The sequence below is a fragment of the Aceticella sp. 75b-Ac genome (assembly GCF_056032965.2).
The window spans coordinates 1,239,536-1,255,733 of record NZ_CM190971.1; the positions used below are offsets into that span (position 1 = coordinate 1,239,536).

Annotated in this window: 16 protein-coding genes and 3 pseudogenes; 1 reads left to right on the plus strand and 18 read right to left on the minus strand. The window is 31.2% G+C overall.

What is annotated here, in order from left to right; translation table 11 throughout:
* Positions 1 to 5: 5 nt before the first annotated feature.
* From AC0LWJ_RS06590 to AC0LWJ_RS06610, 5 genes are all read right to left on the minus strand, one after another.
* The gene (locus tag AC0LWJ_RS06590) at positions 6 to 1,493 is read right to left on the minus strand and encodes a TIGR02677 family protein (protein WP_474237416.1); all 1,488 of its coding nucleotides are present in this window, start codon (positions 1,491 to 1,493) and stop codon (positions 6 to 8) included.
* A 292-nt stretch (positions 1,494 to 1,785) separates the two neighbouring features.
* Positions 1,786 to 2,046: a Txe/YoeB family addiction module toxin gene (locus AC0LWJ_RS06595; protein ID WP_474237417.1), complete on the minus strand. Its 261-nt coding sequence runs from the start codon at positions 2,044 to 2,046 to the stop codon at positions 1,786 to 1,788.
* Positions 2,039 to 2,296, minus strand: coding sequence for a type II toxin-antitoxin system Phd/YefM family antitoxin (locus tag AC0LWJ_RS06600; protein ID WP_284680501.1), 258 nt, complete (start codon positions 2,294 to 2,296; stop codon positions 2,039 to 2,041). The genes AC0LWJ_RS06595 and AC0LWJ_RS06600 overlap by 8 nt, the downstream gene beginning before the upstream one ends.
* 105 nt (positions 2,297 to 2,401) lie before the next feature.
* The gene (locus AC0LWJ_RS06605; protein ID WP_474237418.1) at positions 2,402 to 3,538 is read right to left on the minus strand and encodes a plasmid pRiA4b ORF-3 family protein; all 1,137 of its coding nucleotides are present in this window, start codon (positions 3,536 to 3,538) and stop codon (positions 2,402 to 2,404) included.
* A 355-nt stretch (positions 3,539 to 3,893) separates the two neighbouring features.
* Complete coding sequence (locus tag AC0LWJ_RS06610) at positions 3,894 to 4,154, minus strand: hypothetical protein (RefSeq protein WP_474237420.1); 261 nt, start codon at positions 4,152 to 4,154, stop codon at positions 3,894 to 3,896.
* A 41-nt stretch (positions 4,155 to 4,195) separates the two neighbouring features.
* Between AC0LWJ_RS06610 and AC0LWJ_RS06615 the strand changes: the two are divergent.
* Positions 4,196 to 4,426 (plus strand): annotated as a pseudogene (locus AC0LWJ_RS06615) (YkvI family membrane protein); the annotation flags it as partial.
* A 31-nt stretch (positions 4,427 to 4,457) separates the two neighbouring features.
* On the opposite strand, the gene AC0LWJ_RS06620 reads toward AC0LWJ_RS06615, so the two are convergent.
* The 13 genes and pseudogenes from AC0LWJ_RS06620 to AC0LWJ_RS06680 all read right to left on the minus strand — a co-directional run bounded on the left by AC0LWJ_RS06620 (position 4,458) and on the right by AC0LWJ_RS06680 (position 16,088).
* Complete coding sequence (locus AC0LWJ_RS06620; protein ID WP_474237422.1) at positions 4,458 to 6,251, minus strand: thioredoxin domain-containing protein; 1,794 nt, start codon at positions 6,249 to 6,251, stop codon at positions 4,458 to 4,460.
* Between the two features lie 65 nt (positions 6,252 to 6,316).
* Positions 6,317 to 6,508 (minus strand): annotated as a pseudogene (locus tag AC0LWJ_RS06625) (hypothetical protein); the annotation flags it as partial.
* 191 nt (positions 6,509 to 6,699) lie between these two features.
* Positions 6,700 to 8,073: a sugar transferase gene (locus AC0LWJ_RS06630; RefSeq protein WP_474237424.1), complete on the minus strand. Its 1,374-nt coding sequence runs from the start codon at positions 8,071 to 8,073 to the stop codon at positions 6,700 to 6,702.
* A gap of 25 nt (positions 8,074 to 8,098) precedes the next feature.
* The gene (rfbC, locus tag AC0LWJ_RS06635) at positions 8,099 to 8,641 is read right to left on the minus strand and encodes a dTDP-4-dehydrorhamnose 3,5-epimerase (protein WP_474237425.1); all 543 of its coding nucleotides are present in this window, start codon (positions 8,639 to 8,641) and stop codon (positions 8,099 to 8,101) included.
* A 16-nt stretch (positions 8,642 to 8,657) separates the two neighbouring features.
* Positions 8,658 to 9,539, minus strand: coding sequence for a dTDP-4-dehydrorhamnose reductase (gene rfbD, locus AC0LWJ_RS06640; protein WP_474237426.1), 882 nt, complete (start codon positions 9,537 to 9,539; stop codon positions 8,658 to 8,660).
* A 15-nt stretch (positions 9,540 to 9,554) separates the two neighbouring features.
* Entirely contained in the window at positions 9,555 to 10,466 is a 912-nt protein-coding gene (gene rfbA / locus AC0LWJ_RS06645) for a glucose-1-phosphate thymidylyltransferase RfbA (RefSeq protein ID WP_474237427.1), read from the minus strand.
* 11 nt (positions 10,467 to 10,477) lie between these two features.
* Positions 10,478 to 11,530, minus strand: coding sequence for a dTDP-glucose 4,6-dehydratase (rfbB, locus tag AC0LWJ_RS06650; RefSeq protein ID WP_474237455.1), 1,053 nt, complete (start codon positions 11,528 to 11,530; stop codon positions 10,478 to 10,480).
* A 290-nt stretch (positions 11,531 to 11,820) separates the two neighbouring features.
* Positions 11,821 to 12,519 (minus strand): hypothetical protein, encoded by a 699-nt coding sequence (locus tag AC0LWJ_RS06655; protein ID WP_474237428.1) that lies wholly within the window; start codon positions 12,517 to 12,519, stop codon positions 11,821 to 11,823.
* Between the two features lie 8 nt (positions 12,520 to 12,527).
* Positions 12,528 to 12,938, minus strand: coding sequence for a protein-export chaperone SecB (locus AC0LWJ_RS06660; protein ID WP_474237429.1), 411 nt, complete (start codon positions 12,936 to 12,938; stop codon positions 12,528 to 12,530).
* A gap of 11 nt (positions 12,939 to 12,949) precedes the next feature.
* The gene (locus tag AC0LWJ_RS06665) at positions 12,950 to 13,510 is read right to left on the minus strand and encodes a hypothetical protein (RefSeq protein ID WP_503031414.1); all 561 of its coding nucleotides are present in this window, start codon (positions 13,508 to 13,510) and stop codon (positions 12,950 to 12,952) included.
* A gap of 161 nt (positions 13,511 to 13,671) precedes the next feature.
* Positions 13,672 to 13,875, minus strand: a pseudogene (locus AC0LWJ_RS06670) (mannose-1-phosphate guanylyltransferase); the annotation flags it as partial.
* 57 nt (positions 13,876 to 13,932) lie between these two features.
* Positions 13,933 to 14,874: a YveK family protein gene (locus AC0LWJ_RS06675; RefSeq protein WP_474237431.1), complete on the minus strand. Its 942-nt coding sequence runs from the start codon at positions 14,872 to 14,874 to the stop codon at positions 13,933 to 13,935.
* A gap of 140 nt (positions 14,875 to 15,014) precedes the next feature.
* Positions 15,015 to 16,088: a mannose-1-phosphate guanylyltransferase gene (locus AC0LWJ_RS06680; protein ID WP_474237457.1), complete on the minus strand. Its 1,074-nt coding sequence runs from the start codon at positions 16,086 to 16,088 to the stop codon at positions 15,015 to 15,017.
* Positions 16,089 to 16,198: the final 110 nt, after the last annotated feature.

Below are 16,198 nucleotides of genomic sequence, written 5' to 3' on the forward strand. Positions count from 1 at the left end.
CACCTTCAATCGACAAACTCTATTACAAATGCAGGCATATCAAGGTTTCCATCAGTACATCTTAAAATTGCCCTTTCACCATCCTTCGGAATATGAACCCTGTATGTCCTCCCATCTTCCGTTTTCCCCGTCTTCCCATTTCTACCCATAGCTTTCCCTATCCATTTAAGCAAAGCCGCCCTTACAAATGGTTTTACTATTGGCAAATCTTTTATGCATATCCTGTTTCCTATAATACATTTTGATATTATTTCATTTTCATATCTTTTATCATTAAGGTATTCTTTTAATATTTCTGTTTTATCACTGCTTTTGTCCAAAATCGCACTTGTTTTGGTTGTGCTGCTGTAATTTCTTGTCTTCGGCTTTATAATTATTTTAAAGGGCTGTTCCTCCCAGATACTCTGCGTTATGCTTTCTGTTTTTCTCTCAAAATCACCCGTTATATGTCTTGTATGAAAAGAGCCAAAAACCGCTGCAGACAATAAATTTGCTTCTTTTAACGTATTTGCATTTGCAAACATCTTAGAAAGAATTAAATAATCATTTTTCCTGCTTACAGATTTCATCCTGTTTTCTGCTATTCTTGCAGCATACATCGTTATCTTTCTGATTATTTCATTGGATATATTTAAAAGGCGGGAAGCTTCACTGTCCTCAAAATTATATCCCGTAAACCAAAAAGATATATTGTTCCATTTGTCCAGCAAATCTTCTTTTATTTCATTGTCACTCAAAATTCGGTCAATTCTCGGGATGCTCATTTCATATTGGCATAATTTATATATAACCAAATTAACATCAACCTGATTAACTTTCTGTAAAAAACTTTGGATTGCAATAGAAAACCTCTGAAGGTCTTTTATAAAGTCTCTTAAATAATCTATAAGCTTGTCCTTATAAATAATAAATTGTTCTGACTTCATAAGTTCATCGGCATTAGAACTCTGCAGGCTTGCAATGTAATCTGTAGCATTATGATAAATGTTTTCAAAATCAGCATTCAAGTCCTCCCACCATCTGCTTATATCCTGCAAATCATCTTTTTTTGCCATATCGGTTATATTTATGATACTCCTGTAAATCCTTTCAAACAAAGATGGCTGGAGAGAACCACCATATCCAATAATACCCTCAAGCCTGATTGTCATTCTTTCTATCTCAATAGAATATGGGCTCAACTGATACCTGAATTTTTTATTTTTGAATTCGTCAATTGTAGAAGCTTTGCTTGTATCCTGTGTCGCAATAAGGTTTTTCCACTCAGTAAGTGCTTTTAAATCCTGCTCACATTTTTCAAGTGTATAATCATTAAATATATCAAATTGTCTTACATACTCATATATATCCTCTTTGTACATCCAGTATTTAAGTTTTTGGTACTGTTCATAAAAATACCTCATGATAAGGCGGTATCTCGAAGCATTTTCAGCTGATAAATACTTCGTCTCATCAATCGGCTTTATGACGTTCAAGTCAAGTTTATTTCCCATTTCAAATCACCTTAAATTTATATTCATTATATATTTTAAATTTTACAATATTTTAAATCAATCCTCTTTTATTTAATTTCTCATCCTTTTTCTGCTGCATTAATTTAAAAATATTTACCATTCTTCATTCTATCATTTCATCTTTTAAAAAACAACATAATATTAAAAATATTCCGATACACTTAACCGCAATAAGGGGACGTTTTGTTTTCCATCCGGCAAACAAAACGTCCCCTTGGCAGACTTGGCACAAAGAACCACATTATATCAATGTTTATATAAATACAAAAAATTAATCGTCGTAGTGTCCCCGGCATTGAAGAATATAAATATTTTTATCGTCAATTTTATAAATCAAACGATGTTCTGCGGTTATACGCCTGCTCCACAATCCTTGTAATTCATGCTTTAAAGGTTCAGGCTTGCCTTTCCCTTCATTACCGTTCCGATCAATGTCCTTTATAAGTTCATTGATCTTTTTGAGCATTTTCCTATCATTAATCTGCCAATATTCATAATCTTCCCATGCAATATCCGTAAACATTTTATTCATTGGTGTCAAGCTCTCTCTGAGATGCCTTCCCGGCTTTCAGCTGGTCCATAGATTTCAAAAGTCGTTCATAGGCTTTCTTATCGCTTCGAACAAACAGATTTTCCATGATATTATTGTATTCTTCTTCTGAAAGCATAACAACATTGCCTCCACGTTTTCGGGTAATAATAATGGTTTCATAGTCTTTATTTGCAATATCGCAATATTCTTTAAACTTTTGACGTGCGTTTGAATAATTTACTGCTAACATTTAAAACACCCCCCATGTACCATATATTGTACAATATTATAATAAATTATGCAACATAATTATTATATTTTTTGGGCATGAAAATTTGAACATACAGTTATCGCTTTACCAATAGTAGACGAATCTAATCTCTTTATTTATCTCATCAATATCAAAATCCTTATATCCTTGTCTTTTACCCCATGCCATCATATCCTCGTATTCTGGGTCATTTTTATTGGATATAATATTGAGAAACTCTTCATAACCGAATTCCCCTCCTACATCCTCTGGCGGGGCATTTCCCTCTCCCTCAAGGCAAACAGGATAATTTAAATCATAATCATCTATAATTTTCTCAACTTCAATATAATGCTGCCAACCATCCCCAAAGTCATATTTATATAACAGCCTTTTGTATTGTGGTATGTATTGTGACAGCTTTATACCTCTTTCAAATTTCATTTCAACATCACTTGGATAATCAAATGCTTCTTCATCACTAACCAAATTGACAATCGCTTTATACCCTTCTTTATGATATGCCGGGTGGTTAATAAACAATTTATTCTCATAATCATTTCCATAAATAAAAAATTCATGAAGGTGGCAATCTTTCCATGCAAAAGCCGCCTGCAATACCTCGTGAAACTGAGTAAACGTCATATTAAGTGGTACTATCAGCTTTCGCCATACTTTATACTTTTCCATTTCAAGTGTTACTTTAATCTTTGCCGCCTTACAACAAAAAATAGGCTTACCTGAAAGGACTTCCAAATCTCTATACATCTCTTCACTTGGAGTTATATGACGACATTCACGTATCCTTACCCAATAACGGCTTGCTCTTTTGCTGATAGCACTCTGATAAATGGAATCATTCATTAATGAATCTTGATAAGAATTTACAATATCACAGGATTTATTCATCCTTGCTACAGAGCTTTTATCCTTTGTTTTGGCATAATTAACTTCCCCGGATCTATTTATATATTCCTCTATAACCTCATCTTTAATGCATTCATCTAAAAAAGTTTCACGAATAGCATTTAATATAAGTTTATCAAGCTTTTTAAAATCTTTAGCCTTAAGTCCATATAAAACAATAACATATCTGTTCTTATCATTAACAAGAACTATCGTTTTCCTGCGATTTAATGATATTAAATTGGCATGCCAGCAAAATAACTGGTCTTCATCTTTATGTAATGAAGGCTTTACATTCAATCCATCTAATAATTTTTTTGTACATTGTATTAACATAATTCACAACCCCTATGATTTATTTGTATTTAAACAAAATCCGTCTTATTCATCTATAATTGTGAACTACATCGCCAATAAATTGGCGAGCTTCGTGCTCTCAATGAAACCTTGGTGAAAGTTCCACCGGTACGCAACCGGGATGTCCAACCCCACTACTGCCGTGACAGAATAAGTAGCTAAGAATAAGTAGCCCACCCTTAATGTTGCGTTTGTAATCATGCTATACCATTTCCATGCAATAATTCAGCCTGGAGAGGAATTCAACTTATCGGTAATAATGAATAAGATAAAAGGTAATTTCGGCAACAAGTACAATAAGATTATGGACATGAAAGGCAAGGATGGGCTACTCCTACTGTTTATTTTTATTTACTTCATTATTCTTTTTCTCCTGCATTAATTTGAAAACATTAATCATTGGCATCTTTACTGGCGGATTTATTCCAGAAAGAGATGTAACAGTTATATTAGTTATAAATTCAATATATCCTATATATTTATCTTCCAATTCTTTAACTTCTTTTATATTATAATCAAAATCATAAGTAACTTGTGCTTTAAACTTGCAATTTTTAGAACATATTTTTAAATGAATAAGATTATTTTTGTTCATACATATAGTGTATAATAGTGTATTAATAAAATCAATTATAAATTGCTGAAATATACACGACGGCAGTTGGAAATCTTTACGGATTTATTGCGCGGCTTACTGATGTAGGGTCAACAAAGTATAAAACATATACAATTGTTTCTGGTGGTGTTGCCCTTATTGTAAGCAGGTTCGGGTTTTCAAAGCTTGTGCATTACCTTTATCCCGTTGCGGGATATGCCGGAATTATTATGCTCATCGGCCTTACGTACGGTATCTTAAAGAAAAAATAATGAAATGCCAATGGTAAAAACCATTGACTCATTAAATTTTGCTTGCAATTTTCAAAACATCGACAAGCTTAAGAGTATCAGTTACAGGTTCTAAGCATTTTGAACCTATACAAATATAAGCGGCAACGTATTTTATCAATGAATATCCTTTTATGTCAATTTTCGCTCTATCCTCAGAAATGTCCAGAAAATTTACAATTTTGTTTGGAGCGTAAATTTCAAGTGTTTTTTTATACATTTCGATTGTCTTGCTATCCTCTCTTTTGCCTACTATATCTATGTGTATGGCATCGTTTAAATAAAAATCTACCGCTGATGCATAAGTTGAAGCGAATAAACCGTAGTCTTTATAAGATCTGCTAAAATATTCAAGTGTTTTTGAAACGACTTTTTTGTAGTCCTTTCTATCTTTTAAGCTGTCAAGCGAAAGAAGTGCAGATGCTGCCTTTGAATTTGTAAGTATTTCCTTTTCGATATGGATATTTTTTCTAAGCACGTCATCTGAGGTCAAATCATCATAAAAGCCTCCTCTTTCGTCGTCAAAAAATTTGTTTATTAAAATTGAAGCGATTTTTTGAGCGTAATCAAGATATTTCCTGTCAACTGTATATTGATATATATTTATCAATGCGTTAAGCATGTTTACATTGTCAGCGAGTATACCAGAAAGCTGTGGGCCGTTTTTATAATAGTGGTATATACCTTGATTTTCATCAAACATTTTTAACAGAAAATCCATGGTTTTTACGCCGATTCTCTGGTACTTATCATCGTCAAAAACGACGCCTGCATATAAAAATGCCTCGACTGCAAGAGCGTTTTTATCGGCATATATTGTCATATCGACATTAGGCCTTTTTGCTTTTTTTCTTTTATCAGGCGGAAGTTTGTAATATTCTTCGTCGGCATCCTGACTTCCGTAAAAACATCCGTATTTTTCATCGTAGAGATTTGACTTCATGTAATCAATAATTTTTTGCGCTGATTCTTTGAATTTTTCGTTTTTTGTAACGGAATATGCTTCAAGGAGTATTTTGAGCAAGACGGAATTATCCTCAAGCATTTTTTCATAATGCGGTATACTCCAGTCTCTTGTTGTTGAGTATCTAAAAAAACCGCCTTCAGTATGATCGAATATACCACCTTCACACTTAGTTATGAGTGTCTTTGAAAGCATTAATAATGCATTATCGTCTCCCGTCCTTAAATGATAATAAAGTAAAAACTCAAGAAGCTCGCTCATGGGAAACTTTGGTTCGATGCCGAATCCGCCGTAGAGTGTGTCATAAGATTTTACGGCATTTTCCCTTATATATTGCAATACTTCCATGTTCATATCTTTTGAAAGTGTTTTAAAAGTATGTATTGCATTAATTTTGCTCTGAATTTTTTCGAGTTTTCTTTCTGATTTGCTCATGTTGTTTTTGTAAAGCTCATTTATCTCTTTTAAGAACTCAAGAAAGCGCTCTGGAGGAATATATGTTCCTCCGGCCAGTAAAGAGCCATCATGCTTTAAAATTGCGACAGTTGGCCACCCTCCCATGTTATATCTTCTGTTTATGTCAGGCCTCATATCGCTGTCTACCCTTATTGGGATGAAATTGTCATTTAAAAATTTAATTACAGGTTCATAAGAGAAGGTCGTTTCGTCCATGACATGGCACCAATGGCACCATACAGCGCTGATACTTAAGAGTATCAATTTATTTTGTTCTTTTGCCTGTTTAAATGAATCATTGCTCCACTCGTTCCAGTTTATCTTATCTGCACTGTTTTGCCTCGGTGAAAACCTGAATGAAGCTTTTTCTCTTTGTATTATTGTCATTTATATACCTCCATTTTAATGTTATTTCATTTAATATATTTCCCTCGAATTTATTTTTTACTATGTTAAAATATTATTCTTTGACAAAATAAGCAGTGAAAAACGAGATGAAATTTTATCAATGGTGACGACAAAGCGGACAAATCTGTATCTACTACCATTACATCCTCTATTCCGAGTGTTGCTATAAGTTTTTTATTACCATTTATTATACATTTTTTCGTGTCTACGCTAACAACATTGCCTTTTATTACATTTAAAATACAATATCTTTTCTATATCATCTGTCTCAAAATATTCTCTTATATTGAATAAGATATAACAAAGAAGCTAATCATAAAATTAAGGAGTGATATTATGCTTAGCAAAAAATTTTATTTAGGTCTATTCAATGGATTAATATGCAGTACTGTATTATGGATTTTCATCATTATGTTAATCAGGCTAATCAATATGCACCGTCTTTTTTAAGTACCGCAGGTATTGTTTTAATAAGAATATTTAAATCAAGCCATATATTCCAGTTTGATATATACTGCATGTCAATTTCAATTCTTTCGTTATAATCAATATCATTTCTTCCGCTAATCTGCCATAAACCCGTCACTCCCGGTGGCACCCTTAATAGATATTTGCCATATTCGCCATATTTATTAATTTCTTTAAGAATAATCGGTCTTGGTCCGACCAAGCTTAAATCACCTTTCAAAACATTAATCAATTGCGGCAGTTCATCAAGACTTGTTTTCCTTAAAAATTTGCCAACTCTTGTTATTCTCGGATCATTTTTTAACTTGTAGGTCGCCTCATATTCTTTCCTTAACTCCGGGTTTTCTGCTAATAATCTGTTTAAAACATCCTGAGCATTTATCACCATTGACCTGAATTTATAAATTTCAATAACTTTGCCATTTAATCCCAATCTTCTGTGTTTAAAAAATACCGGTCCAGGTGATGTTATTTTTATTAATAATGCTATTATAATAAATAAAGGCGATAAAATAATTAATGCAAGAAATGATAACGTAAAATCCAAAAGTCTCTTTACATGTCCTTCAAGTCCGCCAATAAATACATCCTTTAATTTTAAAACAGGCATATTATCGATTATCTCTATTTCCATTGGATAATTAGGAAGATTTATACTGTTATTAATAGAGTAAATGCTTATATATTTGCTAAGGCATATATTTACTATTTTTTCTATATTATCAATTTTAGATGATATAAATATCATATCAATATGATATTTATCAATAACATTATTAAAATTCTTTATATCTCCTAACTTAATAAAATTATCATTACTTATATCATCAGATAAATATCCAACGATGTTTATTCCAAATTCATTTGACATAAGTTTATTAATTATTTCTTTTGATTCATTTGAATAATTCCCCAATATAAGTGCATTGCTTAAATCCAGACCTCTTTTATATCTCTGCTTTTGTAAATAAAGTAAGATTGATTTGAATATTATTTGCAACAGTAATCCAATAACAAATATATATATTAGTGTTAATCTTGAAAAATCCGTCATCTTTACAAAATATGATATTAAAAGATAGACAAACACTGAATAAACCATTCCATCTATTATTAAACCTATTTGATAAAATAAAGGCTTGTGTTTCTTATCATACAGACCTTTAAAATATAAAATCAAAAAGTCTATCGTTAATAAAATAACAAATGTGCTTATATACCATCTTTTTGACACTGTATTCATATTAAAATCAAATCTAAGATATAAAGCAATTACAAATGCCAAAACCAATGCACTAATGTCAAGAATCATGCTCCATTTTTTATACCACATTGTATCACCCCTTGCCAAAAGACAGTTAACCCCTTAATCTATTCCATTTTTTGTCCTTTTCAGACAGTATGATTTCATCAATACCATTTAAGGACCAATCAATGTTTATATCAGGGTCATTCCATATAATGCCGCCTTCATCACCCGGATGATAAAAATCCGTACATTTATAACAAAACTCTGCTTCATCTGAAAGAACCAAAAAGCCATGAGCAAAACCCTCCGGGATATAAAACTGCTTTTTATTCTCATCTGATAAAATAACACCAACCCATTTTCCAAATGTCTTTGAATCCTTCCTTATATCAACGGCTACGTCAAAGACTTCACCTTTTATAACTCTGACAAGCTTTCCCTGAGGATGTTGTTTTTGAAAATGAAGCCCTCTTAATACACCTTTTTTTGACTTGGATTGGTTGTCCTGGACAAATACCATATCAAGCCCTGCTTCTTTAAAATCATTATAATTATATGTTTCCATAAAATAGCCCCTGTTGTCTTTAAAAACCTCAGGTTCAATAATATATACACCATCTATTTCCGTTCTGTTAAATTTAAACTTCCCCACTTTAGTCATCTCCTATTTATTTGTTCAAAACATCAATAAAAGCTTTTAAAGCATCTTCCCAATTTCTCATATCATCACCAATAGTTGAGCGAAGCATCATATTATCAAGAGAGGAATAAAAAGGTCTTTTTGCGGCTCTTTTTATCTTGTCTGATGTTATAGGCGTTATCGTGCATTTTATGCCTGCATATTCTATAATCTTACATGCAAAATCATACCAGCTGCATTCTCCATTTCCGGTGCAATGATATATACCGTATTCATCAGTAAGTACAAGCTTTAAAATATGATATGCAAGGTCCTCGGCATATGTCGGATTACCCCTCTGGTCATTCACTACCTCAAGATGTCCTTTTTCTTTTGCCGCATTCATTATCGTATACACAAAGTTTTTACCATATTTCCCATAAAGCCATGCTGTCCTTACTATAAAATATTTATTGCAATTTTCTCTTACATATTGTTCACCCATAAGCTTTGTTTTCCCATATACGCTTACAGGTTGAGGAATGTCATATTCTTTGAATGGTATACTGCCAATACCACTAAACACATAATCAGTTGATACATGAAGCAGTTTTGCACTTATCTTTTGTGCTGCTATTGCAAGATTTCTCGGTCCTATGGCATTTACTTTAAAGGCATTATCTGTATCACTTTCGCATTTGTCTACATTTGTATAGGCTGCACAGTTTATAATAATGTCGGGTTTGTATTTACCTATATATTCATTTACATCTTTTAAATTTATGATATCAAGCTCAGCATGGGAAACATATCTGATTTCAGCATTTATATATAAATCATCAATTTCACCAAGTTCAGATTTTCCTTTATCTAAAATGGAATGTATCTGTAAACCAAGCTGTCCTTTTGTGCCTGTTATAAGTAGCTTCATTTATCACCAGCTCCTCTAAAACGTATGGTTGGCTGCCGCTGCTTCATTAACTGCCGTATTGTCTTCTTTTAATAAATTTAAGAGATATTTCCCATAATCAACCTTTTGCAGTGGTTCCGCAAGCTTTATCAATTGTTCCTGGTTAATGTAGCCCTTCCTATATGCAATTTCTTCAATACATGCAACATATAATCCTTGCCGCGTCTGTATTGCTTCTACAAAATTTGCAGCATTTAAAAGACCTGCTGGTGTGCCTGTATCAAGCCATGCCATGCCTCTGCCAAGCAATTCAACTTTAAGTTTTCCCCTCTTTAAATATTCATTATTAACTGATGTAATCTCGATTTCGCCCCTTGCAGATGGCTTAACGTTTTTAGCGATTTCTACGACATCATTGTCATAAAAATAAAGACCCGGTACAGCATAATTGGATTTGGGATTTTTAGGTTTTTCTTCAATAGAGATGACATTGAAATTTTCATCAAATTCTACTACGCCAAAATCTTTGGGGTTGCTTACATGATAGCCGAATATTGTAGCTCCTTCTTTTCTATCTGCCGCTCTTTCAAGCCTTTCTGTAAAACCATAGCCATGAAATATATTGTCTCCAAGTACAAGTGCAACATTTTCACTGCCAATGAAATCTTTCCCAATAATAAATGCATCAGCAAGTCCTCTCGGCTCTTTCTGTACGGCATATTCAAAATGAAGCCCAAGCTGAGAACCATCTTCAAAAAGTTCTATGAATGCATTTAAATCCCTTGGAGTAGATATTATTAAAATCTCTCTAATACCTGCAAGCATAAGTACAGATAAGGGATAATAAATCATTGGTTTGTCATATATTGGCACGATCTGCTTTGATATCGCTTTTGTAATAGGATAAAGTCTTGTACCTGATCCTCCCGCTAATATTATACCTTTCATTCCGATCCCCCTTATCTATTTGAATACATTCTTTCATAATATTTCTGGTATTCTCCTGATGTGACATTTTCCATCCATTCTTTGTTTTCAAGATACCATTTAATTGTCTTTATTATTCCATCTTCAAATTTAGTTTCAGAGTACCAGCCCAACTCTTCCTTGATTTTTGTCGGATCTATTCCATATCTCCTGTCATGACCTTTCCTGTCTGCAACATATTTTATCAAGCTTTCATCAACTCTTGAATCTACATTATCATGAATGTATGAAATAATGGTTTTTACAATATGTATATTTGTTCTTTCATTATGTCCGCCGATGTTATATACTTCACCTATTCTGCCATTATGCAGTACCATATCTATTGCTTTGCAGTGGTCCTCTACGTAAAGCCAGTCCCTTATGTTCATTCCATCACCATATACCGGAAGCGGTTTTTTATTCAAACAATTATTTATCATAAGAGGTATTAACTTTTCGGGAAATTGATATGGTCCATAGTTATTTGAACATCTTGTGATATTCACAGGCATTTTATATGTATCATAATATGCCTTTACTATTAAATCTGCCGATGCCTTGCTGGATGAATAAGGGCTATGGGGGGCAAGCGGTGTCTTTTCTGTAAAATATCCTTCTTTACCAAGTGAACCATATACCTCATCTGTTGATACCTGAAGAAATTTCTTGCCTTCCTTAAAACCGTCGCCATCTTGCCAAGCATTTTTCGCCGCATTAAGTAATGTTACTGTTCCAAGAATATTGGTCTTTACAAATATTTCAGGCTCTACTATGCTTCTATCTACATGGGATTCTGCTGCAAAATTAACTACATAATCTATATCATACTGTTGAAATAAATTTTCAATAATTTTTTTGTCACATATATCTGCTTGAATAAATACATAATTTGGCTTATCTTCTACATCCTTTAAATTTTCAAGGTTGCCTGCATAAGTAAGCTTGTCTAAGTTAATAATTTTTACGTCTTTATCTTTATTCAGCATAAAGTGAATAAAATTAGATCCTATAAAGCCTGCTCCACCTGTTACTAATAAATTCATTTTGCCATCTTTCATCATATCACCCTTCATAACTAATGATAATACCTATTTACATATTAACAATTTCATAAAAACTTATATGGCAAGATATTATAGTACACGCTTGATTTTTGTAATTATGTTTTTTCGCACCTCAACATCCGCTCATTGATTCATAAAGCGGGTATTTTAGTGCAGTTCTATCATAATTATTAGAAAATTTCAAAATTAAGATTAATAGTTGTATCATGAACAAGCTTTTCTACAAATCTTTCTACTTTAATATAAATGATTGTTGATTCAGACCTTTGTTAAAGCGAAATTTTATCATATAATTCCCTACCGCCAATTATATTTATAAATCCATAATTATTTCCTTCTAAAATATTTTTAAAAATAGTAATCTCTCTTCTAAATGTAATAATATAAAAAAAGCTGCAAGAATTTTGTTTAAAACAATTATATACTTCTTTTATAAAATCTAACTTTTTCCGACTTTTTTCTGGAATTTTTTCACTTATAAAAGTTTTAATATCTGTCTTACATTCAATAAACTCTCCATCATTTTTATCAATACAGATATATTCTTTGGTTATATGTTCAACAAAACCTTTATTAAAAAATACTAAATCAAAATCAGCATCACCTATTTTTTCCTCATTATAGATAATTACAGTTCTACACGTGTAATCATAATTTTCCCCTTCTAATTTAAAAGGCCCTAATTTTTGAACTATATATTCTAATAAATTACCTCTTATATCATAGCATAGAAAGTCATTACACAATTTCAAAAAAATTTCACTATCATATTCACTAATAATCATTGCATCCACATATCTTTGAATTAATTTTTTTATGTGTTTTTCGGTTAAATTACGTTTTTCGTTAATTATAATTTTTGTAAATATATTTAAGAATTTTTTGTCTGATAATAAAAAATCACCAAGCTTTTTAATTATATGATCTGCCTGGTAATCTATCTTTCTATTTATAATTTTATACCCCATAATTTCACCTAAACTATTTTATATGTACTTAAAATTAGTGGTGGTAATCCCATTCTAACAGTCATAGAAGAAATCAGTTCACGACCATATGGCCAAACATTTAAAGGTAAATTTATTTTCACAAATTTATCTATCGATTCTTTATCAATATTTGAAGCATTCTCTAAATGATAAGTAGCTATAAACTCGGCATTTATCTCCAATACTTCCAAATCCTCTTTAACTCCCTTTACATTAAAACTTGCTTTACAATCGAAATTATCTCCTCGTAATTCACCTAATTCAAAATTATGATTAAAATTAACATTTATTCCCTGTAGTAATTTCTTATGATCACTCGTTCTTATACAATTTAATTTAGATAAGTAAATATTAACTAATTCTATATTTTTTATCATTTCTTTATAATTATCTTCCATTTTGCTCCCCCTTATGCCGCAAAATTACATCCAGTGTCATCACAATTTAAAATTTCAATTTGTTTACTCTCAGTTATATATGCATCTGTATAATTTTCAAATTGTTTTTTATACAAATTCTCAATAAACATAATTATATCATCAGGTATGTCTTTGTACCATCCCAATAAATCATTATAGAATACAATATCTTTTTTATAATTTTTAAATATCTCATATTCCTCTTTATAATTCAAAAATATCTTTCTCAATCTTTGTATTGAATCATAATCCAAAAAATTTAGATAGAAATAGTTACTAACATTATCTTTCTTATCTTTCAGTGACTTCTTGGTTTTGCAATATTCTTCATACAACCATTCATAATTATTTTCTTTTATCGCCTTTATATCGTTATTTAAATTATCCAAAAGCCAATTAAAAAAGTCTTTTATATCATCATTAATGCTGCGTTGTTCATAATTAAGTACATAATTACGGAATATTCTTTTCAAAGCTGATCCGGAAATAAACTTATTTCCATTATTATCAGTATATCCATAATCTGTAATATTAAATTCTAGATTAAACATATTTTCACCTTCTTCTATAACAAAACATAATTGTTCCTTAATCACCATATTATCATACTTCCCTTTCTAAGTCTATAGTGCCTTATAATTATTTCCCATATAATGTATTCATATACCTATAAACTTATGAAAGGGAAAGATTAATCGAATAATTTTGACCTTTACAAATACTCGCTCTTTTTCTCTCTAAGCTCCTTCAATACTTCTTTCACATTTTGTGCTTTATCTTTTGAGCATATTAAAAGTGCATCCTCTGTGTCTACGATTATTACATCTTCTATGCCTAGTGTCGCGATGAGTTTATCGCTTCCTGTTATGATACATTTTTTGTATCTACACTTACAAGCATTACCTTTTATTACATTTAAAATACAATATCTTTTCTATATTAACCATATCAGAATATTGTATATTAATAATATTTAAAGATCTAAAGATTTCTTTGTGCCTGTATTTTCCCAATATTCCATAAAAAATACTATAAATATGCTTATCATTAACCCTAATATAAATGCTATAACTATGTTTAAAGTTTTCTTAGGTGCTACAGGTTTATCAGGAACAATAGCCTTTGAAGTTATGAGTATTCCTTGTTCACCAAGGTCTGATGTTTTTATAAGTTCAAGCATGTTATATTTTTCCATCATTATATCTCTCGTGTTTTTCAAAAGGTTTAATTTTGTCTGATTTTGTTCATATTTAACCTTATCATTTGGATCTGTAGCCAATAATACATTTGTTGCATTTTCAATTTTGGTAGATTGAAGTTTTATAAGTTTATCCAAAGTACTCATAAGGTTATCTGTTTGTTTATTGTTTCTGTCTATTATATATCTTCTGAAGTTATAAGCAATACTATCTGATATTTCTGCTGCAAGCTTTGGATCATTTTCTTTTACTGTTATAATAATCAGATTTGTTTTATCGACTGCTTTAACATCAATTTCTTTTTTAAGATTATCAAGCTTATATTTTGAAGGATTAAGTTTAAGCTCCTTTATTGTAGTTAATAATACCTGTGGATTCATCACTTCCTCTTTAAATGTATCAACAGTCATATCCTGGTACTTCAATATTGACGATAATAGGTATGAAAGATCTTTATCAGCAGTATCACTCTGCAATATAGGTTGATTATTTCCATTTTGACCTGGTACAATCAACGTTGTATTAGATCCAAAAAAACCTGTTTGTGGTGTCACATCTGAAACAGATATTGTTGTTGAAGCTTCGTACGTTGGTTTAATAATATAAAAACTCAGTACTAATGCAATCAAAATACTACATATTGTTATTATTGCAATAATCTTTCTTCCTTTCCAAACAACTTCAATTAATTCTCTTAATGAAATTTCTTCCTCCATAATTCTCCTCCTGTATTTTAAATTATTTAAACATGCGTTATTCTTTTTTATTATATCATTTTCAAAATATCTTTACCATTGCTGTACTTCATACTTCAACATGATAATAACCGCTTATTTTTTCCAAGTCTATTTTAATCTTACAAATACTCAGCCTTTTTCTTTTTAAGCTCTTGCAATACCTCTTTCACATTCTGGGCTTTATCCTTTGAACATATCAATAAGGCATCTTCTGTATCTACTACTATTACATCCTCTATTCCGAGTGTTGCTATAAGTTTTTCATTACCATTTATTATACATTTTTTCGTATCTACGCTTACAACATTGCCTTTTATTACATTGCCGTATTCATCCTTCTCATGTAATCTCTCTATGGATGTCCAGCTTCCAACGTCGTCCCATCCAAAATCCCCCGGTACGACATATACGTTTTTGGCTTTTTCCATTATTCCATAGTCTATTGATATGCTCTCAAGTTTTGAATATTCATCATACAATACCTTTTCTATATCATCTGTCTCAAAATATTCTCTTATTATGTTTAATGCTTTATTTAATCCGGGCATATATTCATATATTGCATTTAGTATTGTTGATGTTTTCCATATGAACATGCCGCTGTTCCAAAGGTAATTTCCGCTTTCTACATATTTCACCGCTGTATCATAATCAGGTTTTTCTACGAATCTTTCTACTTTATGTACAGGATTTTTATTTATTATTTCTTTTGTTATCTTTTTAAAGTTTATATAACCGTATCCTGTTTCAGGATGAGCAGGCTCTATGCCTATTGTGACAAGATTGTTCCCTATCCTTGCTTTTCCTATCGCTGTTTTTAATATTTCCAAATAAGTTTCTTCATCTTTTATTACGTGATCTGATGGCACTACCACCATTATAGAATCTTTATCAAGCCTTTCTGTATGTAGTGCTGCAAGACCTATACACGCTGCAGTATTTTTAGCCATAGGCTCTATTAAAATATTTTCTGTTGGCAAATCAGGAATCTGGTCACTAATTATTCCCGCATAATCAATATTAGTTACAACAAAGATATTTTCTACAAGCATAATTTTCTTAAGCCTGTCCACAGTCTGCTGAATCATTGTTTTATCTCCATAAAGATTTAAAAACTGCTTAGGCATCTTTATCCTGCTTTTAGGCCAAAACCTTTCGCCTTTTCCTCCTGCCATGATTACACCTGTTATCATATCTTTCACCTTCTTCATAATTCAAAATAGAGTTTAATAAATTAAAACCTGCAATATTCATTTTATATATTTATATAATATCAATTTATATCTTATTGAATAAGATATAA

Excerpts from the sequence above, each read along its gene's own strand:
- AC0LWJ_RS06590 (WP_474237416.1), bottom strand. The coding sequence starts at position 1,493 with ATGGGAAATAAACTTGACTTGAACGTCATAAAGCCGATTGATGAGACG.
- AC0LWJ_RS06595 (WP_474237417.1), bottom strand. The coding sequence starts at position 2,046 with ATGAATAAAATGTTTACGGATATTGCATGGGAAGATTATGAATATTGG.
- AC0LWJ_RS06600 (WP_284680501.1), bottom strand. The coding sequence starts at position 2,296 with ATGTTAGCAGTAAATTATTCAAACGCACGTCAAAAGTTTAAAGAATAT.
- AC0LWJ_RS06605 (WP_474237418.1), bottom strand. The coding sequence starts at position 3,538 with ATGTTAATACAATGTACAAAAAAATTATTAGATGGATTGAATGTAAAG.
- AC0LWJ_RS06610 (WP_474237420.1), bottom strand. The coding sequence starts at position 4,154 with ATGAACAAAAATAATCTTATTCATTTAAAAATATGTTCTAAAAATTGC.
- AC0LWJ_RS06620 (WP_474237422.1), bottom strand. The coding sequence starts at position 6,251 with ATGACAATAATACAAAGAGAAAAAGCTTCATTCAGGTTTTCACCGAGG.
- AC0LWJ_RS06630 (WP_474237424.1), bottom strand. The coding sequence starts at position 8,073 with ATGTGGTATAAAAAATGGAGCATGATTCTTGACATTAGTGCATTGGTT.
- rfbD (WP_474237426.1), bottom strand. The coding sequence starts at position 9,539 with ATGAAGCTACTTATAACAGGCACAAAAGGACAGCTTGGTTTACAGATA.
- rfbA (WP_474237427.1), bottom strand. The coding sequence starts at position 10,466 with ATGAAAGGTATAATATTAGCGGGAGGATCAGGTACAAGACTTTATCCT.
- rfbB (WP_474237455.1), bottom strand. The coding sequence starts at position 11,530 with ATGAATTTATTAGTAACAGGTGGAGCAGGCTTTATAGGATCTAATTTT.
- AC0LWJ_RS06655 (WP_474237428.1), bottom strand. The coding sequence starts at position 12,519 with ATGGGGTATAAAATTATAAATAGAAAGATAGATTACCAGGCAGATCAT.
- AC0LWJ_RS06660 (WP_474237429.1), bottom strand. The coding sequence starts at position 12,938 with ATGGAAGATAATTATAAAGAAATGATAAAAAATATAGAATTAGTTAAT.
- AC0LWJ_RS06665 (WP_503031414.1), bottom strand. The coding sequence starts at position 13,510 with ATGTTTAATCTAGAATTTAATATTACAGATTATGGATATACTGATAAT.
- AC0LWJ_RS06675 (WP_474237431.1), bottom strand. The coding sequence starts at position 14,874 with ATGGAGGAAGAAATTTCATTAAGAGAATTAATTGAAGTTGTTTGGAAA.
- AC0LWJ_RS06680 (WP_474237457.1), bottom strand. The coding sequence starts at position 16,088 with ATGATAACAGGTGTAATCATGGCAGGAGGAAAAGGCGAAAGGTTTTGG.